Origin of the sequence: Dyella kyungheensis (assembly GCF_049913195.1) — a bacterium.
GTDB lineage: Bacteria > Pseudomonadota > Gammaproteobacteria > Xanthomonadales > Rhodanobacteraceae > Dyella > Dyella kyungheensis.
On record NZ_CP183983.1, the window covers coordinates 2866343 to 2890782 of the forward strand.

At 64.3% G+C, this 24440-nt stretch carries 17 protein-coding genes; 4 read left to right on the plus strand and 13 right to left on the minus strand.

Annotated elements, in window-relative coordinates; all coding sequences use genetic code 11:
* Nucleotides 1-61: 61 nt before the first annotated feature.
* The gene (locus ACN9MB_RS12740; RefSeq protein WP_426269107.1) at nucleotides 62-1003 is read left to right on the plus strand and encodes an MBL fold metallo-hydrolase; all 942 of its coding nucleotides are present in this window, start codon (nucleotides 62-64) and stop codon (nucleotides 1001-1003) included.
* 3 nt (nucleotides 1004-1006) lie between these two features.
* Here the strand turns inward: ACN9MB_RS12740 and ACN9MB_RS12745 are convergent, their stop codons facing one another.
* On the minus strand, nucleotides 1007-1579 hold the full coding sequence (locus ACN9MB_RS12745; RefSeq protein WP_239535735.1) for a TetR/AcrR family transcriptional regulator: 573 nt from the start codon (nucleotides 1577-1579) through the stop codon (nucleotides 1007-1009).
* A 109-nt stretch (nucleotides 1580-1688) separates the two neighbouring features.
* On the opposite strand from ACN9MB_RS12745, the gene ACN9MB_RS12750 reads away from it, so the two are divergent.
* Entirely contained in the window at nucleotides 1689-2963 is a 1275-nt protein-coding gene (locus ACN9MB_RS12750) for an MFS transporter (protein WP_426269108.1), read from the plus strand.
* Here ACN9MB_RS12750 and ACN9MB_RS12755 read toward each other — a convergent pair whose 3' ends face one another.
* The 12 genes from ACN9MB_RS12755 to cmk form a co-directional block, all read right to left on the minus strand.
* Entirely contained in the window at nucleotides 2964-3320 is a 357-nt protein-coding gene (locus ACN9MB_RS12755; RefSeq protein WP_426269110.1) for a tRNA-binding protein, read from the minus strand.
* Nucleotides 3317-4606, minus strand: a complete 1290-nt coding sequence (locus ACN9MB_RS12760; RefSeq protein WP_426269111.1) for an NAD(P)/FAD-dependent oxidoreductase — start codon at nucleotides 4604-4606, stop codon at nucleotides 3317-3319. Before ACN9MB_RS12760 ends, ACN9MB_RS12755 begins: the two co-directional genes overlap by 4 nt.
* Nucleotides 4607-4694: 88 nt before the next feature.
* Complete coding sequence (pbpC, locus tag ACN9MB_RS12765) at nucleotides 4695-7088, minus strand: penicillin-binding protein 1C (protein WP_426269112.1); 2394 nt, start codon at nucleotides 7086-7088, stop codon at nucleotides 4695-4697.
* A 49-nt stretch (nucleotides 7089-7137) separates the two neighbouring features.
* Nucleotides 7138-13167: an MG2 domain-containing protein gene (locus tag ACN9MB_RS12770; RefSeq protein WP_426269114.1), complete on the minus strand. Its 6030-nt coding sequence runs from the start codon at nucleotides 13165-13167 to the stop codon at nucleotides 7138-7140.
* A gap of 324 nt (nucleotides 13168-13491) precedes the next feature.
* Entirely contained in the window at nucleotides 13492-14364 is an 873-nt protein-coding gene (gene galU / locus ACN9MB_RS12775; protein WP_204636279.1) for a UTP--glucose-1-phosphate uridylyltransferase GalU, read from the minus strand.
* Nucleotides 14365-16260, minus strand: coding sequence for a polysaccharide biosynthesis protein (locus tag ACN9MB_RS12780; protein ID WP_204636278.1), 1896 nt, complete (start codon nucleotides 16258-16260; stop codon nucleotides 14365-14367).
* The gene (locus ACN9MB_RS12785; protein ID WP_426269115.1) at nucleotides 16247-17278 is read right to left on the minus strand and encodes an MraY family glycosyltransferase; all 1032 of its coding nucleotides are present in this window, start codon (nucleotides 17276-17278) and stop codon (nucleotides 16247-16249) included. Before ACN9MB_RS12785 ends, ACN9MB_RS12780 begins: the two co-directional genes overlap by 14 nt.
* A gap of 7 nt (nucleotides 17279-17285) precedes the next feature.
* Nucleotides 17286-18461, minus strand: a complete 1176-nt coding sequence (gene lapB, locus ACN9MB_RS12790) for a lipopolysaccharide assembly protein LapB (protein WP_204636276.1) — start codon at nucleotides 18459-18461, stop codon at nucleotides 17286-17288.
* Nucleotides 18458-18727: a DUF1049 domain-containing protein gene (locus ACN9MB_RS12795; RefSeq protein WP_204636275.1), complete on the minus strand. Its 270-nt coding sequence runs from the start codon at nucleotides 18725-18727 to the stop codon at nucleotides 18458-18460. The genes lapB and ACN9MB_RS12795 overlap by 4 nt, the downstream gene beginning before the upstream one ends.
* Nucleotides 18728-18919: 192 nt before the next feature.
* Nucleotides 18920-19207, minus strand: coding sequence for an integration host factor subunit beta (locus ACN9MB_RS12800; RefSeq protein WP_019466989.1), 288 nt, complete (start codon nucleotides 19205-19207; stop codon nucleotides 18920-18922).
* Between the two features lie 77 nt (nucleotides 19208-19284).
* The gene (gene rpsA / locus ACN9MB_RS12805; RefSeq protein ID WP_204636274.1) at nucleotides 19285-20958 is read right to left on the minus strand and encodes a 30S ribosomal protein S1; all 1674 of its coding nucleotides are present in this window, start codon (nucleotides 20956-20958) and stop codon (nucleotides 19285-19287) included.
* A 167-nt stretch (nucleotides 20959-21125) separates the two neighbouring features.
* Nucleotides 21126-21806, minus strand: coding sequence for a (d)CMP kinase (gene cmk / locus ACN9MB_RS12810; RefSeq protein ID WP_426269116.1), 681 nt, complete (start codon nucleotides 21804-21806; stop codon nucleotides 21126-21128).
* 115 nt (nucleotides 21807-21921) lie between these two features.
* Here cmk and ACN9MB_RS12815 point away from each other — a divergent pair, with 115 nt between their 5' ends.
* Together ACN9MB_RS12815 and ACN9MB_RS12820 are read left to right on the plus strand one after the other, a co-directional pair.
* On the plus strand, nucleotides 21922-22179 hold the full coding sequence (locus ACN9MB_RS12815) for an acyl-CoA-binding protein (protein ID WP_426269117.1): 258 nt from the start codon (nucleotides 21922-21924) through the stop codon (nucleotides 22177-22179).
* Between the two features lie 88 nt (nucleotides 22180-22267).
* On the plus strand, nucleotides 22268-24286 hold the full coding sequence (locus ACN9MB_RS12820; protein WP_426269118.1) for an FAD-dependent oxidoreductase: 2019 nt from the start codon (nucleotides 22268-22270) through the stop codon (nucleotides 24284-24286).
* The last annotated feature ends 154 nt before the right edge of the window (nucleotides 24287-24440 follow it).

A 24440-nucleotide genomic window follows, 5' to 3' on the forward strand; every position in this document is an offset into this window, starting at 1 on the left:
GGGAGTGAACCCTCGCGCTGGCCTTGCTAACCTCGCCTGATTCCGCAGCGCGAGGTTGGCAATGGACCACGGCATTTACACGATCGATACCGGCTTCGTTCGTCCCCGCTTCGATGCGGCTTATTTGCTGGTGGAGAACGGTCGTGCAGCCTTTATCGATTGCGGCACGAACTACGCCGTGCCGCGCATGCTCGAAGCGCTCGGTGCTACGGGTCTTGCAGCCAGCGACGTCGATTGGCTGATCCTCACGCACGTTCACCTGGATCATGCCGGCGGTGCCGGCGAGCTGATGGCTCAGTTGCCGAATGCGCGTCTGGTGGTGCATCCGCGCGGCGCGCGTCACATGATCGATCCGAGTCAATTGTGGGCAGGTGCCTCGGCCGTATACGGCGAGGAGGTGATGGATACCACCTATGGACGCCTGCGGCCCATCGCTGCCGAACGCGTAGTCGAGGCACCGGATGGCCATGTCGTGCAGCTCGCGGGGCGACCCTTGCTTTGCCTGGATACGCCGGGTCATGCACGGCATCACCTGTGCGTCTACGACGAACGCGCGAAGGTCTGCTTTACGGGCGATACGTTCGGCCTGTCGTATCGCGAATTCGATACGGCTGGCGGTGCCTTCATCCTTCCGACGACATCGCCGGTGCAATTCGATCCCGATGCATTGCACGCCTCGATTCGGCGGCTGGTCGCATTGAAACCCGCGGCGATGTATCTCACGCATTACGACCGCGTCGAACAGGTGGCCACACTTGCGGACGATCTGCATGCGCAGATCGATGCGATGGTATCCATCGCGCAATCCGCACAGGAAAACTCAGCAGACGCAGGGCAACGCCATGAAGCGATGAAGGCCGCGCTGACGAATCTCTATCTTTCGCGTGCACATGCCCATGGCTGGAACGGCAATCGCGCAGCGCTGCTTGAAATACTCGGCATGGACGTCGAACTCAACGCACAAGGCCTCGGCATCTGGCTCGACAGCCGGCAAAGCCGCTGACGCTTACGCCAGCGACGCGTCGATCAGCTGGTTGGCGATCTTGACCAGCGACCCCGCCGGCCCGTGCGCGCCGAACAACTGACCGGAGGCATAGGTGCCTTCGAGCAGCAACAGCAGGCCATCGGCGAGCAAGGCGGGATGCTTCGCACCCATCGCCGTCGACAGCTCGACCAGCCGTGCGCGCAACTTGCGCTTGTTTTCCTCGGCGACTTTCCGGGCCGGGTGATCGTCGCCGGGATATTCCACCACCGCATTGGTCAAGCCGCAGCCTCGATAGCCCGCTTGCGAGGCTCGCTGTGACAATCCTTCGAAGTACGCCATCAATTGCGCGCGAGCATCATCCGGATGGATGTCGGCACCTGCATTGAACGCCGCCCAGAAGCCCACTTCGTAGTCGCGCAGGTATTCGGCGGCCAGTTCGTCCTTCGACGCGTAGCTTCGATAAAGACTCGGCTTGGTGACACCGGCACGCGTGACGATCTCCTCCACCCCGATGGCGCGGATGCCCTCGCGATAGAACAGCTCCCGCGCCGTGCGACGAATGCGCTCGGCCGCCTTGGGCTTCTCTTCGGCCATCGGTTCAATGGGCGGGGATGGGGGGCGTTTGCTCGGCATGGCTGGTATGGGTTGACAATGTTACCGATCGGTACGTACGATTCGCGCATCCAACGTACCGATCGGTAACATGACTATACCGCGCATCCGTCCTTTCGGCCAGAAGTACGCCTTCGTCGTGGCCGGCGTGATTTTTCTTGCCCTGCTGGCGGCTGCCGGCGTCCGCGCCGCGCCAGGCGTGCTGATCCTTCCGCTGGGCAAGGCGTTTGGCTGGAGCCGGGACACCATTTCCCTCTCCGCTGCCTTGGGCATCTTCCTCTACGGCATGGTCGGCCCCTTCGCCGCGGCGCTTATGCAGGCCGTGGGCGTGCGCCGCACGCTGGTGGGTGCCCTGGTCCTTATGGCCGTGTCGATCTCCGCCAGCGCCTGGATGACGCAGCCCTGGCACCTGATGCTGACGTGGGGACTGTTCTCCGGCATCGGCTCGGGTTGCGTGGCCATCGTGCTTGGCGCCACGGTGGTGAATCGCTGGTTCGTCACCCATCGCGGCCTGATGATGGGACTGCTGACGGCAAGCACCGCCACCGGCACGCTGGCCTTCCTGCCGGCGCTGGCCGCCATCGCCGAGCACGGCGGCTGGCGGCCGGTGGTGTGGACGGTGGCCGGGGGCTGCGCCTTGTTGATTCCGCTCGCCTGGTGGTTGCTGCCCGAACGGCCCGCCGATATCGGCCTGCGCCCCTACGGCGCGACGGAAGATGAGGTCGATACGGCGCCGCGCCGCAACCTGCTCGCCATCGCGCTGGGCAGCCTGGCCACGGCGGCCAAGCAGCGCACGTTCTGGTTCCTGTTCGCGACCTTCTTCATCTGCGGCTTCACCACCAACGGCCTGATCGGCACGCACTTCATCGCGATGTGCGGCGACCACGGCATTCCGGAAGTGCGCGCAGCGGGCCTGCTGGCCATGATGGGCGCGTTCGACCTGATCGGCACCACGCTGTCGGGCTGGCTGACCGATCGCTACGATCCCCGCAAGCTGTTGTTCGTCTACTACGGCTTGCGCGGGCTCTCGCTGATCTGGCTGCCCTACTCCGATTTCTCGTTTGCCAGCCTGTCGTTGTTCGGCATGTTCTACGGCCTGGACTGGATCGCCACGGTGCCGCCCACGTTGCGTCTCGCCACCGAAGCATTCGGCGATCGCGACGCACCGGTGGTATTCGGCTGGGTGGCGGCGGGCCATCAGATCGGCGCGGCCAGCGCGGCCTTCTTTGCCGGCGCGCTACGCACCCAGAGCGGCGACTACCTGCAGCCGTTCGTGGTGGCCGGCGTCACCGGCCTGATCGCCGCGGGACTGGCCTTGATGATCGGCCGCCGCCCGCAGTTGCAACCGGCGTTGCAGGCCGGTTGATCAGGCCAGGCGCGTGCCGTTCGGCACCGGACGTTCGACGGCAGTGAGCACCACGCCGTCATCGGTATGGAAACCGGTGAGCAGGAACTGCGAGCGGAACGGACCGATCTGCTTTTCTGGAAAATTGATCACGCCGACGATCTGGCGACCGAGCAGATCTTCGGCGCGATAGAGATTCACCACCTGCGCGCTGGTTTTCTTCTCGCCGTAAGGGCCGAAATCCGCCCACACTTTCCAGGCCGGCTTGCGCGCTTCGGGAAACGCTTCGACGCGCGTGATGGTGCCCGTCACGATCAGCACCTTCTCGAAATCGGCCCAGCTGATTTCATCCACCGTGTTTGCTTGTGTTGCGTTCATCCTTCCAACCTCGTCTTGAACCAGTCTTTGCCCTGCTGCCACCAATAGCTGGCCTGCGCGCCCAGATAACCGACCGGTCGATAGGTGCGCTCCAGTCCGTAGGGCGCGAACTGCTTCCAGCGGTCGTCGCCCTCGGCCAGCGCGGACGCCAGCAGATCGCCTGCCGCGCACGTGGGTGCCAGGCCGTGACCGCCAAACGCCTGCGCCCACCACAGGCCATCGCCGCTGCTGCCGATCTGCGGCATCTGGTGGCGCGCGTAGCTCATCAGGCCCGACCATGCGTAGTCCACCCGCACGCCCTTCAATTGCGGGAATACGCGCAGCAGATCGCGCATCAACAGCTTTTGCACGGCGCCCGGCGAACGATCTCGCACCGAGATGCGACCACCCCACAACAAGCGGCTATCGGCCAACGGGCGGTAGTAGTCGAAGGCGAAGCGCGAATCGTAGACGGCCGAACGCGTTTCCAGGCAATCCTTGAGCCGGTCGCCCAGCGGTTCGGTCACCATCACGTAGGTGGCAATGGGCAGGATGGCGCGATCGACCTGCCGGCGCAGCCCGGCCAGATAACCGCCGCACGCCAACACCACCTGATCGGCGTGCACCGAACCCTGCGCCGTTTCGATGCGCCAGCGCAAACCGTCGCGACGCAGCTGCCAGACATCGGTGTCTTCATGCACACGCACGCCTTGCGCGGCCGCGGCTTCAGCGAGGCCGATGGCGAAATTCAGCGGATGCAGATGCAGGGCGTCGCGTTCGTACAGGCCATCGTAGTAACGCGTGGTGTGCACGCGACCACGCAGCTCATGCTGCGGCAACCACTCCCATGAGACGCCGTAGTGACGCGACAGCAATTCCTGTCGCTGGCGCAGCACGGCGGGATCGCGGAACCAGTTGGCCCAGATCACGCCTTCGTCCACCACGTCGCAGGGAATGCGGTAATGCGAAGCACGGTGACGGATGCGCGCCACCGCTTCGGTGGTGAGGCGGAACAAGGCAAGGGCAGCATCCTGTCCGCGCTGATCGAGCAGCGATTGCTCGCCCAGCGAGTAGCCGCCGAAAACGAAACCGCCGTTGCGCCCCGAGGCACCGAAACCCACCTTCTCCCGCTCAAGCAGAATCACATCGCGTACGCCGCGCTCGGCCAGACCAAGCGCCGTGTGCAGGCCGGCAAAGCCTCCACCGATGATGGCGACGCGCGCATCGGTCTTGCCCTGCAAGGGAGCGTACGGCGCATACGGGGTGGCCGTGGCGCGGTAATAGGAAGCGGCCGGTGACGAAGTCATGCGATGGGCGTGTGCTTGTCTCGGATCAGGCTATCCAGCATAGCGCAGCCCCCGTGCTTCATCCGAGCATGACGCCTGGCAGGGGCGTTCAGTCGACCACGTTCACGCCCAGGGGCCGGACATCGCTGCGGCCGCGATCATCGACCACGCGCACCTCGTAGTTGCCGGCGCTGGCAGGTAGCCAGAACATCGACTCGCCGGGGGCGCTGCGTCCCACATAGGCATCGTTGACGAACCAGTACATCTCGCGCACCGATGCATCGGCGTTGGCGCTGAAGGCGACGCGATCCTGCCCGCTCGACTTCAGCCGCATCGCGTAGATGCTGCCGCGCAGCGGCGAGGTGATCGACGGCGGTTCGCCGTCCACGCCGCTGAGCACGCAGCTGTCGTTGCGCGGCGGCGTACGGCGCGGAATGCCCGCCTGCACGAACACGCGCTGCAATTCGGAAGGCCAGAATTCGTAGACCTCCACGTGCGTGCGCTTGCCGGCATACGGCGGACAGGCCGGCTTGCCGGTGTCGTCATCGATGACCACGGGGCGATGCACCTGACTCACGCGGATCGGCGACTTGCCGGGAATGAACCAGGTCATGCCGCGCTGCGGGCACCACTGGTTCGGCAGGTCGCCGCTGGCCAGACAGATCTCCACGCGGCGCAAATGCGCCGGCATGTGCCGCATGGGCTCGGTGAGCTGCGGCTGGGCGGCGCGCAAGGCGTCCTCCATCTGGAAGAACAATGGCGCCGCTGCATCCACGCCCACGAAGGCCGGGTTGCTGCTGCCATCGAAGTTGCCGATCCAGACGACGAGTACGTACGGCCCGAAACTGCCCGCCGTCCACGCATCGCGAAAGCCCCACGAGGTGCCGGTTTTCCAGTACACGGGCAAGCGATCGGGCTGCGCGCCGGTGGTTTCGTCGGGGCGCGGGTTCTGGCGCAACATGTCCATCACCATGAAGCTGGCTTCTTCGCTCAGCAGGCGCGTGCCGTTGCTGGGCGGATCGCTGGTCAGCAGACGCAGCGGACGCAGCTCCCCGCGATTGGCGAGCATGGCGTAGAGCCCCGCCAGCTCCTGCATGGTCACTTCACCGCCGCCGAGCACCAGCGCAAGTCCGTAGTGCTTTTCGCTGGCCAGGCGACTGATGCCTGCATCGTGCAGGAACTGGTAGAACGACGGCTGCTGAAGCTGGGAGGCTACCCACACGGCCGGAATATTGCGGCTGCGTACGAGCGCTTCGGTCGCCGTGACGGGGCCCAGGAAATGACCGTCGAAGTTTTCCGGCGCATACGGGCCGAATGCGGTCGGCACATCTCGCAGCACGGTCTGCGGATGCAGCACGCCCTGGTCGAAACCCAGCGCGTAAATGAAAGGCTTCAAGGTCGAGCCCGGCGAGCGCTTGGCGAGCGTGCCGTTCACCTGCCCCTGGATCTCCGCACTGGCGTAGTCCGCCGAACCGATGAGTGCCTTCACGCCCATGTCGCGCGTGTCCACCAGCACGGCCGACACATTGCGGATGCCGCGACCGCTGTTGCGTTCGACATAGCGATCCACTTGCCGTTCCAGTACATGCTGCAGATCGAGATCGAGCGTGGTGGTGACGCGGCTGTCGCTGTCGGCGGCCATGAGCTTGCGCGCTGCGAGCACCTGATCGACCGCATGCGGCGATTCGAACGGTAGCTTGGAGAGCGGACGCAGCCGCAACGGCAACGCAAACAGCGGCTGCAGCGCCGCATCGCTTGGATGCAACCTTTTCCACCGGGCATACAGACGATTGCGGGACGTGCTGAGCCGATGGCTGATGAGGTCCGGCGCATCGGCACCAGCCTGCAGCCGGCGACTGGGATCCTGCGGAATCACCGCCAGCGTCAGCGCTTCGGGCAGGCTCAGCGCATCAGCCGGTTTGTCGAAATAGGCCAGGCTCGCGGCGCCCACGCCTTCGACATTGCGTCCATACGGCGCGTAGTTGAGATAGGCCTCGAGAATCTGCTCCTTCGAATAGAACAGTTCCAGTTGCACCGCACGCGCCACTTGCAGCAGCTTGCCCGAAGGAGCGCGCGTATTGAGGCGCCAGAGCAGACGCGCCAGCTGCATGGTGATGGTGGAACCACCCTGCCGGTTGCCATGGCTCACATAGGTGACCCACGCACCGCGCAGCAAGCCATAGGGATTGAAACCGGGATGCCAGCGATACCAGCGGTCCTCGTGCAGCAGCACGCCATCCACCAGCGCGGGCGAGACGTCCTTGAGCGGCACCCACAGGCGATAACGCTGATCGCTGGCGAGGGTGAGGCGCAGCAGGCGACCGCGTGCGTCATAGACCGCGGTCGACGATGGCAGCCATGCGCTCAAGGGCCGATGCGGCCATAGCCGAAAGCCGACCAGCAGCGCCGCCAGCAGCGCCGCCCCCACCAGCCAGTTCTGCCAGCGCACGACCCAACGCATCAAGGGGCAACAGCAGCGGGCAATGAAGGACGGCGTAGTCATGCGCTGTGTCCGTGGGAGCGTCCCGCAACGGCGGGACGCTCCGCCTTCATCAAGGCTGGCGGACAACCTCCAGCGTCACGCCGCCGGCCGTACGTGCCTGCACGCGACGGTCGTACAGCGCCTCGCCATAGGCCGGGGGCACGATGAACTTGCCCGCGTTGGTGGCCTTGATGCGGTACACGAACTCACCCACGCTGGGCGTGGCCGAGCCGTAAAGCACCACGCGATCCTCGCGCACATCGGCGTACTGCAGCGCCCAGCTGGATTTGCCCACGCCAATCGGCGAACGCCATTCGCTGGCCTTGACCTCGCTGTCGCCACCGGCATCGCTCTGCTCGCTGCCGTCCTGCTGCTGATCCGTCACCGCCGCCGGCGGCTGGATCACCGGCTCGAAGCCGCCGGGCAACAGGTCGACGATAGCCACGTTGTCCAGACCGCGGTCGTCCGTGGCGCGAATCTTCAGGTGCACGTCGATCTCCTGGCCGATCGTCACCTTGTCGATGGCCTTGCCGTTGACGTCGGTGTAATCGCGCGTGATCTCCAGCCCTTCCTTGATCGCCTTGGCCGGTTGATCGCGATCAAAACCACCCTGGCTCACCACACGCCATGCCGGCAGCGTGCTGTCGTTGGTGAAGCGCAGGCGCTTGGCGTTGGCGTCCCAGCTACCGGCCTGCAACAGGTTGCCCTGCAACGCCGCGATGGCTTTTACCGCGCCATCGGTTTGCACCTGGTCGATACGCAGCTTGTCCAGCTGGCCTTCGTTCTGCGAAGCGTAGGTATCCAGCGCCAGCAACACCATCGACGAGGACAGCGTGTTGTACCAGCCGTGTTCGAGCGGCTCGGTGATGTTCTCCATCACGCGAGGCGACAGTGCACGGCTGCGCTCGGGGAAGTGTTTAGCCAGCAGATACAAGGTGCTCGCATCGCGGATCAACGAGTCGTAGTAGTAGCCGTAGCGATAGTCCTTGTCGCCCGTATTGCGCTCCAGCAGTTTCTGCGGGCCGGCCATCAGTTGCGCGGCTTGCTTGTCCTGCTTGAGCAATTGGTACGACGACGCCAGCCACGCAGCGGCCAGATCGTTCTTCCACTCGTTCGGATACGCGTCCTGCAGGCGCTTCTGCACGGCCGCCAGGTCATTGGTGGTGACGTTGCCCTGGCGGGTGAGCAGGTAAACGGCGTAGGCGCGCTGGCGTAGCAGGTCCAGACCATCCAGCGTGTCGTCGCTGGCCAGCTGATGCAGGTACTTGTTGCCGGCGTCGAACATGTCGCGCGGAATGGCCACGCCACGATCGCGCGCTTCCAGCATGAAGTGCATGGCATAGGTGGACACGAACGGATTGGAATCCGGCGTCGCGGACCACAGGCCAAAGCCGCCCTGCCCGTTCTGGCGCGCACGCAACACGTCCAGGAACTGGGTCAAAGCCTCTTCGTTGGTCAGCTTCTTGCCGCTCATCGCCGGCTGCAAGGCATCGGCGAACACCTTCACCTGGGGCCACTTCGACAGCACCAGCCGCGGCATGGCGGAGCTGACGATCTGCTCGCTGCAATAGTGCTGGAAATTCACCAGATACGTGGTCAGGCCGCTCGACAGCACCACCGGGATATTGGAGATGGCGGCGTCGCGCGACGCGTACTCGCTGAACAGGCTGCGCAGGTCCGGCTGATCCTGCTTGCTGCCCGCGTCCACGCGGCCCACATCCACCTGGGTGCGATAGGCCGATGCCGGCCGCACGGAAACGTCCACGCTCTGGCGCGCCGACTTGTCGCCGTAGCCCGCGACAAAACTGAGATTGCCCGAACCGAGCTTGTCGGTTGCTTTCACGCGGAACGTCACCACGCCCTCGCGCATTTCGCCGAGGTTGAGGCTCTGGTTGGGCGCGCCGATCACCTGCAATTGCGGCCCCGTCTTCAGGGTCACCGCCACCGGCACCTGCTTGCCGCCGAGACCGGTGAGATTGTTGGCCACGCCGACGCTGACCTCGACCTCATCGCCCGGCGCCAGCGTGGTGGGCACGTTCGGCGACAACACGAAATCGCCGCGCACCGTGGTGCTGCCTTCATAGGTGCCGATGCGATCCGGCGACACGGCCACCGCCATCACGCGCAGCTTGCCGTTGAAGTAGTCCGGCACCTGATAGGTGAGCTCCTTCTCGCCATTCACCTCGACAATGCCGGACCAGTAGGCCACCGGCTTGTCGCGCTTGCGCTTGAACGGATTGAGCTGGCGGCCGATCGCACCGTCGGCGTCGCCGCCGGGCGCGGCCATCGCCATCAGCTTCTCGAAGTCGGGCAGGATCAGGTCGAGGATCTGCGAGGTGCCCACTTCCAGCATGCGCTTGCGGAAGAAGAACTTCAGCGGATCGCCCAGCTTGTAGCGCGCCACCTGCAGGATGCCCTCGTCCACCGCGAACACCACGGCACGCGTAGGTTGCGGCGCGCTCAATTTGAACGTGACCGTCTCGCCGGGTTTCACCAGTGCGGGCGATTCCACCTTGATCGCGTTGCGACGCGCATCCAGATTGACCGAGAACGGCACCACGCCATAGCTGAGCGGGCTCATGAAGATTTCATCCGACGAGGGATCGCGGATGTACTGCACGTTGATATAGCCGTTGCCTTCGAAATCCGCCGGCACGGTGATGTGCTGCACCGAACTGCTGGTATCGGCATGGAACCAAGCGTGCGCGTAGACCTTGTCGCGCTCGATGGTGATCAGGCCGCTGCCCGCATAGGGTGCGCGGATGGCGATATCCACCGATTCGCCCGGCGCGTAGTCCTGCTTGCTCAGGTTGAGCTGCAGCTCCGCGTTGCGGTCCAGCGAGCGCGACACGTTCGCCGCGCCGGCCACGGAGTACTCCACGCGATTCACTTCCACGCCGTCGCTGCTGCGCACGATCACCAGCGCGTAGTTGCCGGGCTTATCGGTGGGCAAGGCGTAGTCCATGCCGTTTGCCGGAATCGCCAGCGGCTGCTCGTTGAGCGGCACTTCCTTGAGCTTGGACTGGTACTTGTAAACGCCCGAGTCCTGCTTGGTCAGCACCGAGATGTAGCGCCGCTCGATCAGGCGGGCTTTCAGATCCTTCAGCGCCATCGACTTGGCGGTGTGATCGATCGCCACCAGGTGGACGCTGCGCGGGGCATCGCGGTTGATGTAGTCGAGATTGTCGACCGACTTGTAGCCGACCAGCCAATCGTTGCTCGACACCAGCGTCTGCGCCGCCGCGGCCACGCTGCGACCACCCTCGGGCTCGTAAGCCTTGGCGAGGAAGTACAGCTGATAGGTGGCGTCCGCGTATTTCTTCAGGTCGAGATCGAACTCGGCGTGACCCTTGTCGTCGGTCTTGCCGTCCTGCAACTTGTCCTCGTAGCCTTCTTTGGCGCGACGCACATCGTAGAAGTGATAGTCGGGCCAACTGCGGAAGGCCGGCCATGCCGGACGCAAGGTGAGCGACGCTTCCACGCGACGATCCGCTGCCGGCGTGCCGAACAGGTTCATCACGTCGACGATGCCCTTGATCTGGTCGGGCTTGACCCAGCCCTCGGGCACCTGGCCGGCGAGCTTGGCTTCCACCTTCATGCGATCGGGCAGGAATTCCTTCACCTGCACGGTGGTGCTGCCGATCTGCGCGCTGGCCTTGCCGTCCTTGACGATATAGAGATTCACCGTCCAGGTGCCGGTGGGCGCCGTTTCCGAAGGCGCGTACTCGAGCTCGCCGAAGCCGGACGTATCCATCGACATTGGCAGCTGCTTCACCGTCATGCCGCGCGGATCGACGATCTCCGCCTGCAGCGGCACGCCCACCACGTTGCGCGTCCAACTGGCCGCGCGCACGATGAGTCCCACGTGGAAGGTGTCGCCGGGGCGATAGATGCCGCGATCGGAGAACAGATAAGCGGACAGCTGGCCTTCGTTCTGCGCATTGCGCTCCCCGCCCACGTCGAAGCGCGAGAAGTCGAGCTTGCGGTCGTAGCTGCTGGAGCCGCCGATCGGCAGGAACGACAGGTCGTCGCCCTTCTTCACCACGTACAGCGTCGGCTGCTTCTCGCGCTCCAGGCCCTTGAAGGTGGGGAAATGCACCACGCCGTCGGCCGAGGTGGTATCGCTGAAGAGCGTCTGGCCATTTACCGCCAGCACGGCCACCGACGCACCGCCAACGGGTGCACCGGAGTGGATGGATTGCACGAACACGTCCTGGCTGCCGTCCAGCGAACGCTTCACCAACATGCCCAGATCGGTGACCACGATCATGCGGGTGTCGGCGGCCGGTGTGCTGCCGTCGTCGTTGTCGTTTTCCGACATCTCGCCTTCGCCATCGCCCTCGTCCGATTGGCCATCCGAGGCATCGTTGGTGGGCGCGGCCTGTGGCTCGTTCTCGGCTGCCTTGCGGGCATCTTCCCGCTTCTTTTCCGCCGCAGCGTCGTAGCTGGACAGGTGCAGCAGGAACACACCCCGCTTGCCTTCCTTCAGATACTGGGCGAGATCGACGCCTTCATAATGGGCCTTGGCCGGATCGCCCTTGGGGAAGCTGCGCTTCTGCTCGAAGCGTTCGACGATGTGATCCTCGCTGAACGCATAGCTCAATTCCGGATGCGCATACGAACCCTGGTTGAGGCTGACCAGATGCTGCAGCTGATCGGGCAGCACGCGGCCAATTTCCACGCGCATGCCAGGCAGATTGCGCGACACCACCGAGATGCGCTTGCTGCCGGACATCGACAGCAGCGAGCCATCTGCCATGAAGCGGAGCAGCTTGGGATAGTTGGGCACCGTGACGACGCGGCCATAGGGCTTGCCCAGGATGTAACCACCGAAGGTCTTCAGCCCCTTGTCCACGTGCACATACACGCGCTGTCCGGGCGAGGCGTGGAACTTGAAGCTTTGCACGGCATCGTAGTCGTTTTCGGTGGGTACCATTTCCAGCTTCAACGGCTGGCCTTGGCGCAGTTCCGCTTCGCCCACTTCTCCTTCGCTCCACGGATACGGCGGCGCATCCTCATCCTGCGGCTCGCCGGCCTTGCGCGCCGGCAGCACCCACGCCTTGATCAGACCGGCCAGCTCGGTGTCGCGCACGGCGCCGCCGACGTTGACCAGCAACACCTGTTCGGGTTCGTATTTTTCGTTGTCGACCAGGGTCGGCTCGATGCCGTCGATGGTGAGGCTGTAGAGGCCGGGCACGCGCACCTGCGTCTTCAGCTCGGCAGCGGTACCGTCGCCGCCACGCGTGCTGCGCAGGCCCTTGGCGAGGGTGTAAGACACAGCGCTTTCGTCGCGCGGCAACGACAACGGCTGCGAATGAATCCAGGCATGCAGCTTGTACTGGTCGTAGGTGACCGTGTACTTCAACGGCACGTCGCGGCCCGCGCGCTGCATCAGGCCCACCTCGATGCGCTTCTCGAAATCCGCCGAGTCGACCGGATAATTGAACGTCACCGGCAGGATGGTCTTCTTCGCCGTGGCGTCCTGCGGGTCCTGGTAGAACTCACCCTTCTCCGCCTTCGCCTCGAACGCGGGCGTGTCGAATTCGAAGTGGTCGTCCGCCATCAACACCTGCTTGGCGAATGCCTTGGCGACATCGAAGCGCACCTCGTAGTGCTTGCCGACCGGCCAGTCCTCGGCGGGAACGAAGCGCAGCGTGCGGTCGTCGAGCCACGTCCACTGCCCTTTCACCGCGGGCTGCATGACGATGCCGGCCGTCACGGGTTTGCCGACCTGCTCGATCGGCGCGGCGGAGCCGGAGAACGTCACCATCAGCGGATTGATGGCGATTGGCTGCTTCGTATAGTCGGTGATCGACGGCGCGGAAGCGCTCAGCGTGATGCGCGAAGGTTCCACCGGTTGCGGCCGGTTCTTGTACCACTGCCAGCCGAACCAGCCTGCGGCAGCGAGTACGAGCGTCGCGACCAGTACGCCTGCGGCATGCACCGGGCGATGGCGAATCCAGCCGCCGGTCTCAGGCAACCAGGCAGGTGCCGACCAGCTGACCTGTCCGAACAACGGACGCAGTATCAGGCCCAGGCCCGCCAGAATCCCGCGCAACAGGCGCAGAGGCAGCAACAGCAGAAATCGCAGCAGATCCATGATGCCTTCCCGTTTTTCATCCAATGAACACGACTGGGGACACTGTGATCGATTCGAGTGGCGCAATCGATCAGAACATTCCTCGGGCAAGCCGATTCCGGTGCCGCTCAGGTGCGCCAAAACGCCCGCCTCTTGCGAAGCGGACAGAACACCACCGGCTTACCCCAAGCACAGGTTGCTCGCCAAAGATGGCAAAGCACGGCAAGGATTCTGGCATGGTTGCGTCAGCGACGCATGGGCATCCGAGCCCCTTTGAGAATGTCCTTGGTCCGCATTGCGCGCGACCGGCGAGATGCCGGCCGGAGCCGGCATCTCGGGTTCAAATCACAGGGTTGCCATCAACTCGCGCACGACCGGGGCAAGCTTGGGATCCTGCAACGCCATGTGCATGGTGGCGCGCACCAGGCCGGCCTTGTTGCCGCAGTCGAAACGCGTGCCTTCGAAACGGTAGGCCAGCACGTTGCCCTGCTCCTTGAGCAGCGCCTCGATGGCGTCGGTCAACTGGATTTCTCCACCGGCGCCGGGCGTGGTCTGCTCGAGCAACTGGAAGATGCGGCCCGGCAACACGTAACGGCCGACCACCGCCAGGTTCGACGGCGCATCCGCCGGCTTGGGCTTTTCCACCATGTGGCGGATCTTGGCGCTGCGCTCGTCCAACCGGGTGGCATCGACGATGCCGTACTTGTCGGTATCGCTGTGCGGCACTTCTTCCACGGCAATCACGCCGGCATTGGCCGACTCGGCGAGCTCGGCCATCTGGCGCAAGGCGCCCTTGCCCTGATTCCAGATCAGGTCGTCCGGCAACACCACGCCGAAGGGCTCGTCGCCCACCACCGGCTTGGCGCACAACACGGCATGGCCGAGGCCAAGGGCTTCGGGCTGCGTCACGAAGATCGCGCGCACGTGCCGGGGCAAGGTGCCCTGCACCAGCGCCAGCAATTCGTCCTTGCCCTTCTCCTGCAGCTTCGCTTCCAGCTCGTAGGCTTTGTCGAAATAGTCGGCGATGGCGTGCTTGTAGCGATTGGTGACGAACACCAGGGTGTCGGCACCGGCATCCACGGCTTCGTCCACCGCGTACTGGATCAACGGGCGATCCAGCACCGGCAGCATTTCCTTGGCGACCACCTTGGTCGCGGGAAGGAAACGCGTGCCGAGACCCGCCACGGGAAACACCACCTTGCGCAACGGCTTGCTCACTTACTTCTCTCCTGATTCAGTGCGGCGCAGCGTCACCACGTTACCCGCCTGCACCGTTTCGCTCCATCGGAACGACGGCAACAGGTGGGAGACACATTGACGCAGCGTGTCCTCGTCGTAAGCCACCACAGCATCCGCTGCCTTGGCCATCTGCATGTTGAGCACATCCCACTTCACCGGACGGTACTGCGCGAGGAAGATCTTCGCGTGCGTCGTCTCGATGTAGTTCTCGAGCGGATGGAACAATTCTTCGAACAGCTTCTCGCCCGAGCGCAGGCCGGTGTAGACGATGGGAATCTCCGTGCCCGGCTTGCGGCCGGCCAGGCGGATCATCTGCTCGGCCAGATCGCGGATCTTGATCGGCTCGCCCATGTCCAGCGCAAAGATCTCACCGCCCTTGCCGATGCTGGCGGCCTGCAGGATGAGCTGGCAGGCCTCCGGAATGGTCATGAAGTAGCGCGAGATTTCCGGATGCGTGATGGTCAGCGGACCGCCGTTGCGGATCTGCTCGCGGAACAGCGGCACCACCGAGCCGGCCGAATCGAGCACGTTGCCGAAACGGACGGTGATGAAGTGCGTGTTGGAATGCTCGTTGAGGTTCTGGCACCAGATTTCCGCCAGACGCTTGCAGGCACCCATCACGCTGGTCGGGTTGACGGCCTTGTCGGTGGAGATCAGCACGAAGGCCTCCACCTGGTGGCGGTCAGCCAGATCGGCCACGTTGCGCGTGGCCAGCACGTTGTTGCGGAACGCTGCGCGCAGCTGCGTCTGCAACATCGGCACATGCTTATAGGCCGCCGCGTGGAACACCACCTGCGGCTTGTACTCGCTGAACAACTTGCGCATGGCGGCAGCATCGCCGCAATCGGCCAGCACGCCTTCGAAGATCAGCTCGGGATACTCGGCCCGCAGTTCCTGCGAGATCCGGTAGAGGTTGAATTCGCAGTTGTCGACCACGCACAGCGCCTGTGCGCCGAGGCGTGCCACCTGGCGGCACAGTTCCGAACCGATCGAGCCGCCGCCGCCCGTCACCAGCACGCGGCGACCAGTGAGCGTGACGCGAATGGCCGTCCAATCGAGTTCGACGGTATCGCGGCCGAGCAGGTCCTCGATGGCGACTTCCTTGATCTCGTTGAAGTGCGCGCGGCCGGACACGACATCTTCCAGCTTGGGAACCGTGCGGTAAGGCAATCCGCTCAGATCGCACAACTCCACCACCCGGCGCATTTCCTGGGTGGAAGCACCGGGCATGGCGATCAGCAGCATCTGGGCCGCCACTTCGCGGGCCAGTTCGGGCAGCTGGTCGATGCGCCCCAATACCGGGCGACCGTTGATGCTGGCGCCGCGCAGGCTTTCCTTGTCGTCGACGAAACCGACCACGGTGAAGCCGTTGTCGCGATGCAGGTCGCGCGACAATGCTTCGCCCGCGCGGTCCGCGCCCACGATCAGCACACGCTGCGCGGGCTTGGCCTGGAACAGGTCGACGCGGCTGTCCTTCCAGAACCGATACGCCAGGCGCGGCGTGCCCAACAGCACCGCCAGCACCACCGGATACAACAGCAGCACCGAGCGAGGCACATCGGCCAGGCGGTTGTAGAGGATCAGCACGGCCGCGATGGCCAGCGCGCCGATGATCGCGGCACGCAGGATGTTCCATAGGTCAGGCAGGCTGGCGAAGCGCCAGACGCCCTTGTACAGGCCGGTCCAGCTCAGCACGGCGCCCTGCACCAGCAGCACGAGCGGAAATTCGAGCGCATGGAAGCCGATCGCCGCGTTGTCGATCATCGCGTAGCGCAGCGCCTTGGCCACCCACCACGCCAGCGCAGCCATCAGCAGGTCGTGGAGGACCACGGCCGTTCGCGGATGAATGACACCGACCCATTTACGTAGCGACATGAAGACCCTTGTCCATAACGCGCCGCAGACATCGGCGCTTCATCAAGATCCAGACGGCGGTCGCTATCAGGTAGGTACCGATGAAGACCGGTACCGACCATGCTGGCCTGGCCCATGCGAGCAGCGCGAGCGGCGCTGCTACCAACACGGTCCACACCAGATAGCACGCCCCCCCCGTGGCATGCGTGAACCCACTGCGTACCATCCACTGGTACAGGTGTTCACGATGTGCAGTGTACCAACGGCGGCCACTTGCCATCCGTCCCAACAGGGTAAGGCTAGCGTCCGCTACAAAAGATGAACTGAGGATCAAAGCAGGCCACAGTAAGTGCCCGTCAACCCGCCAGAGCGTTGCGGTAAGGGCGAAAATCAGCAATCCCATGGTGCCGCTGCCCACATCGCCCATGAAAATACGGGCCCGGGGCCGGTTGAAGTACCAGAAACCCAGCGCCGCGGCGGCCAGGCAGCAGCAGCCGGTCGCCAGGGCCGGCTGGACGGCGGCATAGGCGAGCAGCGCCAGGCCCAGCCCGACGAAGATCACCTGTTGGGCCAACAACCCATCGATGCCATCCATGAAATTGTGCAGGTTGATGCTCCAGCCGCCGGCGAGCACCAGCAGCGGCACCCACCACCAGGACATGCCGGTCGCGACAAGCGCTACCGCGAACAGCCCTGCCGACAGCAACTGGATGCCAAAGCGAGGCAGGATCGGCAGCGAGCGGTGATCATCCCACCAGCCCACGGCCGCCACCATCACCGTGCCTGCGGCCAGGGCGCCCGCCACGCCCGGCGACCATGCGCCCGGGAGCATCAGCAAGCTCGCCGGCATGGTCAGCAGCACGGCCACGACAATACCGATGCCGCCACCGCGAGGCGTTGGAATGGTGTGGGAGCGACGTTGCCCGGGCAGATCCAACATGCCGCGGCGGTGCGCATAGGCGATGGCGCCACGGACCACCACCATCGCAATCAACCACGCAGCCAGCACTATCCCTATCGCTAGCATGGCAGGAGTCATCCGTGCCTCATTCGTTGGCGACGCCGTGGATGGGACGGATGGTGCTCCAGTTCTTGCAGCTGGGGCATTGCCAATGGTGCGCCTTGGCACCGAAGCCGCAACGGCTGCAGCGATACATCGCCTGGCCCTCGAGCAGCTTCTTGGTGAGATCGCGCAGGATCAGGAAATTCTCGCGCGCCTCGCCTTCCATCTTGTCCATGGTGGCGTCGATCAAGGCCATCAGTCCGCGCACCGAAGGGCGCTGGCGAAGCTGGGAAGTGAGGAAATCGATCGCCGCTCGCTCGCCATCGCGCTGCTGATACAGCCGCGTCAATGCGAGCACCGGCGAGATGCCGTGGTAGCGCTCGAGAATGTCGCGCAGGAAATGTTCGGCATGCTCCATCTGCTGCGAGCGTGCATAGCTGTTGAGCAGCGGCGGCAGGATTTCCGGCACGAACGCGATGTCCGCCTCGACCGCGTGCTCATAGGCCTTGGCTGCTTCCGCATGCTGGCCTTCCTCGGCGTACAGACGTCCGGTCAACATGAAGGCGCGCACGCAATCGGCCTGGCAGGCGAATGCCTGGCGCAGGTACTCGCGCGCTTCCTGGCGGGCGCCGTGCTGTCGCGACTGCTCGGCCAGCTCGCAGTAGAACTGCGCGATCATGCCGGCTTCGTCTTCGCCGGTCATCGCCTCAAGGCGGCGCGCATGTTCGATGGCTTTGTGCCAATCGCGTTCGTGCTGATAAATCGAGATGAGGTGGCGCAATGCGGACGGCGCGTGCGCGTCCATCGCCACCAGATCGGAGAACAGGGTTTCGGCGCGATCGAGCAGGCCCGCGCGCATGTAGTCTTCGCCCAGCTCCAGCAAGGCGACGGTCTTCATCGCATCGGACAGGCCCGGTCGCGAGACCAGGTGCTGATGCAGGCGGATCGCACGATCCACCTCGCCGCGGCGACGGAACAGGTTGCCCAGCGCAAGATGCGTTTCAACCGTGTCGCGGTTGTACTCGGCCAGCTTGAGGAACACCTCGATGGCCTTGTCCTGCTCCTCGTTGAGCAGGTAGTTCAGGCCGCGGAAGTAATCGGACGACAGCTCGCTGACCTGTGCGCCCGAACGCCGCACGCCGGCGCGGCGGGCGGTCCACCAGCCACTGGCGAATGCTGCGGGTACCAGCAGGATGAGTACGTACAGAAGCGCGCTCATGCACCAGCCGGAGAAGTCTTGGTCTTGCCACCGGCCTGGCCCAGAGCCCTGCGACGCAGGCGATGCTGCCTGGAACTGACGCCCAGCCACGCGGTGAGTCCGCCCAGCAGCCAGCCGATCACCAGCGCCAGCAGCAGGGCCGCTCCCTTGGGCAGGGACAGGCGCACGAAGCCCAGGTCATAGCCGACCAGATCGGCATTGAGTGCACCAAGCACGATGCCGGCCGCGATGAAGAGCAGGAGAATCAGCGTAACGATCAGTCGCATAGCGCGACTTTACCCGATTGCCGGGAGCCGTCACAGGCGGCCATTCGGCCGTGCTTCATAAACTGGAAGATGGATTCCCTTTTTGCGCTTGCGACATCCGCTGGTCATCGCCGCGACGCAAAAAAGAAGGCAGGATCGGCTCGTCGCCGCCTGCCTCCCAAAACAATCCGAAGCGATGCCCGTGACCGGGAATCACTCCAGATTCAAGTTGACGCGCTCGCGCAATTCCTTGCCCGGCTTGAAATGCGGGACATGCTTGCCCGGTAGGGCCACGGCGTCGCCGGTCTTGGGATTGCGTCCCATGCGCGGCGGACGATAGTGCAGCGCGAAGCTGCCGAAGCCTCGGACCTCGATGCGCTCGCCATTGGACAAGGCGTGGCTCATCTGTTCGATCACGCTTTTGACCGCCAACTCCACGTCGGCGAACGCGAGATGGGTCTGACGCCGTGCCAGCGCCTCAATCAATTCGGATTTGGTCATGGGTCCCCAATGTCCGTGACGTGTAACCGCGGGGCGGCGACTGATCGCCGCCCCGCATTCCTGCTTTGCTTTTTTGCTTAGTCAGCCTTGTTGAGCTGCTCTTTGAGCAGCGCGCCAAGCTTGGTCGTGCCGCCGGAAGCGGACGAGTACTCAGCCATGGCATCGGCAACGTCTTCTTCGTCCTTGGCGCGGATCGACAGCTGCAGCTGGCGGCCCTTGCGGTCCATGCCGGTGAACTTGGCTTCGACCTTGTCGCCCACCTTCAGATGCTGCGTGGCATCGTCGATGCGCTCCTTGGCGATGTCGTTGGCGCGCAGGTAACCCTCGACGCCCTCGCCCAGGTCGATCACGGCGCCCTTGGCATCCACTTCCTTGACGGTACCGTTGACGATGGTGCCGCGCGGATTGGTCGCCATGAACTGACCGAACGGATCCTGCTCCATCTGCTTGATGCCGAGGGAGATGCGCTCGCGCTCCGGGTCAACGGCCAGCACCACGGCTTCGATCTCGTCGCCCTTCTTGAAGTTGCGGACGAGGTCTTCGCCGGACGCCTGCCAGGAGATGTCGGACAGGTGAACCAGGCCGTCGATGCCGCCGTCCAGACCGATGAAGATGCCGAAGTCGGTGATCGACTTGATCTGACCGGACACCTTGTCGTTCTTCTTGTGCATCGCTGCGAAAGCTTCCCACGGGTTCGAGCGGGTCTGCTTGATACCCAGCGAGATGCGGCGACGCTCTTCATCCACGTCCAGGACCATGACCTCGGTCTCGTCACCGACCTGCACCACCTTGGCCGGGTTGACGTTCTTGTTGGTCCAATCCATTTCGGAAACGTGCACGAGGCCTTCCACGCCCGGCTCGATCTCGACGAAGCAACCGTAATCGGTGACGTTGGAGACCTTGCCGAACAGGCGGCTGCCGACCGGGTAGCGGCGAGCGATGGCGACCCACGGGTCGTCGCCCAGCTGCTTCAGGCCCAGCGACACGCGGTTGCGCTCGCGGTCGTACTTCAGCACGCGGACGTCCAGCTCGTCGCCGACGTTGACGACTTCGGACGGATGACGCACGCGCTTCCACGCCATGTCGGTGATGTGCAGCAGGCCGTCGATACCGCCCAGGTCCACGAACGCGCCGTAGTCGGTGAGGTTCTTGACGGTGCCCTTGACCACTGCGCCCTCGGTGAGGCGCTCAAGCAGCTTCTCGCGCTCTTCGGAGAACTCGGTCTCGACGACGGCGCGGCGGCTGACCACAACGTTGTTGCGCTTGCGGTCGAGCTTGATGATCTTGAACTCGAGGTCCTTGCCTTCCAGGTAAACCGGATCGCGGACCGGACGCACGTCGACCAGCGAGCCCGGCAGGAATGCGCGGACGTCCTTGATGTCGACGGTGAAACCACCCTTGACCTTGCCGGAGATCTTGCCGGTGATGGTCTCTTCCTTGTCGAAGGCCTGCTCGAGGTCGTCCCAAACCATGGAACGCTTGGCCTTCTCACGGGAGAGCTTGGTCTCGCCGAAACCGTCTTCCAGGGCGTCGAGGGCAACCTTCACCTCGTCGCCTACCTGCACTTCCAGCTCTCCGCTCTCGTCCTTGAACTGCTCGATCGGGACGATGCCTTCGCTCTTCAGGCCAGCGTTGATCACGACGACGTCGTTGCGGATTTCCACAACGATACCCGTGACGATCGCGCCCGGCTTCAGCTTGGAGATAGCCTGTTGGCTCTGTTCAAACAGTTCGGCAAAACTTTCAGTCATGTTGATTCCAGAAATGAGAAAAGGCCTTCAGTCCTTACGCGCCGTCGGATGAAAAGCGCATGGACTATCGGCCCACCGGCTATGGGTGTCTTCGGGAAAAAGCTCCCTCGGCACCGTTGACCAAAACCCCTACCGCGGTAGAGGCACCAACGACCGTCGGCAGCCCATCAGGGCCGCACGACAGCCAATACTTTCGCGACGACAACGTCGATGCCCATGCCGGTGGTATCGATGAAAACCGCATCGGCGGCCGGCTTGAGCGGCGCGACGGTTCGTGAGGCATCACGTTCGTCGCGCGCTTCGATCTCGCGCTGAAGAGTGGCAAGTGTAACGCTCAGCCCCTTTTCCTTCAACTGCTTATAGCGTCTTTTCGCCCGCTCGGCGGCGCTGGCGGTAAGGAACACCTTGAACGGGGCCTCGGGGAAGATCACGGTACCCATGTCGCGCCCGTCGGCGACCAGGCCCGGGGCCTTGCGGAAAGCCAGCTGCATGTCCACAAGTGCCTGACGCACCGAAGGAATCGAGGCAATCGCCGAGGCTGCGCCACCGGCCGTTTCGGTGCGCAATTCGTCGGTGGCATCGTGCCCGTTGACCATCACCCGGGTGTCGCTGCCGTCGGTCGCGGCCAGGAAGCGGATCTTGGTGGTCTGGGCGCAGCGGGTCACCGCCTCGGCATCGGACAGATCCAGTCCCTCCATGCCCGCCGCGTAGCCCACGGCCCGGTACAAGGCACCCGAATCCAGCAGCCGCCAGCCCAGTTTCTCAGCGACCATGCGACTGATGGTGCCCTTGCCTGACCCCGAGGGTCCGTCGATGGTGAGAACGGGGACGGACGAGGACGAGGTCATGGGCGCTCCTGACGGGGACGGAAGAAAACGCCTATGCTATCGCGTTGGTCCTCGCACGGAACGCGGGATGTCCACTCGCCATCTCTCTTCCGTCAGACCCATGCACCTTGAAACCATGACCGATCTGCGTCGCGAATTCGATCAGGCCGCCGAAGATATCCAGCAGCTTGGCCAGCGACCGGATAACGACACGCTGCTCAAGCTCTACGCCCTGTACAAGCAAGGCTCGGAAGGCGACGTCCACGGCGACGCGCCCGGCTTCTTCGATTTCGTCGGCACGGCCAAATACGAGGCCTGGGCCAAGCTGCGGGGCATTTCCGAGGAGCAGGCGATGCAGCGTTACATCGCGCTGGTGCAGGAACTGCTCGGCTGATTGGCCAGGCGCATTGCGTCGGCGCTTGCTTTCAAACGCATCAAGCAGGCACATTCATACGATCGTTTGAACCTTGTCGACGGTCCCTATGAACTTCCCTAGCCTGTTCTCCCCGCTCGACCTTGGGCACACCACCCTGCCCAATCGCATCCTGATGGGTTCGATGCACACCGGGCTGGAGGACAAGGCCAGCGACTACGACAAGCTCGCCGCGTATTTCGCCGAGCGCGCACGCGGCGGTGTCGGCCTGATGGTCACCGGCGGCATCGCGCCCAGCATCCAGGGATGGCTGAAACCGTTCGGCGGCCGGCTGACCATGCCGTGGCATGTGGCGCGACACCGGAAACTCACCCGCGCTGTCCACGCTGAGGGCGGCAAGCTGTGCATGCAGATCCTGCATGCGGGCCGCTACGGTTATCACCCGCTGTCGGTGGCGCCGTCGAAGATCAAATCGCCGATCACGCCGTTCACGCCGCGCGCGCTTTCCACCGGAGGCGTCGAGCGCACCATCCGCGACTTCGTACGCTGCGCCAAACTCGCCCAGGATGCCGGCTACGACGGCATCGAGGTGATGGGTTCGGAAGGCTATTTGATCAACCAGTTCCTGACCGCGCGCACCAACCAGCGCAGCGATGCCTGGGGCGGCGATGCGACCAAGCGCATGCGTTTTCCCGTGGAAATCGTGCGTAGCACGCGCGAAGCGGTGGGCCGCGATTTCATCATCATCTATCGCCTCTCCATGCTCGACCTGGTGGAGAACGGACAGGACTGGAGCGAGATCGTCACGCTCGCCAAGGCCATCGAAGCGGCCGGCGCCAGCATCATTAACACTGGCATCGGCTGGCATGAGGCACGTGTTCCCACCATCGTCACCAGCGTGCCGCGCGCGGGCTTTGCCTGGGTGACCAAGAAGCTCAAGGGCGAAGTATCGATACCGCTGATCACCACCAACCGCATCAACATGCCGGAGGTGGCCGAGCAGATCCTGCTGGCCGGCGAAGCGGACATGGTGTCGATGGCGCGCCCGTTGCTGGCCGATCCCGCATGGGCCGTCAAAGCAAAGATGGGACGCAGCGAACGCATCAATACCTGCATCGCCTGCAACCAGGCCTGCCTGGATCACGTCTTCAAGAATCAGCGTGCGAGTTGTTTGCTCAATCCGCGCGCCTGCCACGAAACCGAGTTGCGCATCGAGCCCGCCCCGGCCCGCAAGAAGATCGCCGTGGTCGGCGCTGGGCCGGCGGGCCTGGCTTGTGCCAGCACGCTGGCAGAACGCGGCCATGCGGTGACCCTGATCGATAAAGCGAGCGAAATCGGCGGCCAGTTCAACTACGCCAAGCGCATTCCGGGCAAGGAAGAATTCCACGAGACGCTGCGCTATTTCCGCCACCGCCTCGACGACACCGGGGTCACCGTCACGCTGGGGCAGACCGCCAGCGCATCGACGCTGGCCGCTGACGGACACGATGAGGTGGTGATCGCAACGGGCATCACGCCGCGACACGTGCACTTCCCCGGCAGCGACGATCCGCGCGTGCTGAGCTATCTGGACGTGCTGGCGCACAACAAGCCGGTAGGCCCGCGCGTGGCGATCATTGGTGCCGGCGGCATCGGCTTCGACGTGGCGGAGTTTCTGGTCGAACACGCACCGTCGGCCACGCTCGACGTGACCCGCTGGACGCGCGAATGGGGCGTGGACATGCATCTGGACACCCGCGGCGGCCTGGCTCCCGCGCAACCGGAAGCACCGGCGCGCCAGGTTTGGCTGCTGCAGCGCTCGGAGGGACGCCCCGGCGCGCGGCTCAACAAGACCACGGGCTGGGTCCATCGCGCCACGCTCAAGGCCAAGCGCGTCACCATGCTCGGCGGCGTGAGCTATGAACGCTTCGACGATCAGGGCCTGCACATCACCGTCGATGGTCAGGCGCAGGTACTGCCGGTCGACAACGTGATCGTCTGCGCCGGTCAGGAGCCGAATCGTTCGCTGGCCGATGCGTTGATCGCCGCAGGCATCAAGACCCATGTCATCGGCGGCGCCGACGTGGCTGCCGAGCTCGATGCCAAGCGGGCGATCGATCAGGGCACCCGGCTGGCCGCCACTCTCTGATGAGCTCGTTTCGCCCTGTGCGCGACTGAGGCTGCCCCAGTCGCGCACAGGGTGCGCTCCCACAGAAGGCAGTTGAACGACCGCAGAAACGACAACGCCCGGCGCAAGGCCGGGCGTTGTGCTTGAAAAGAAAGCGCCCCGCTAGTCGACGCGT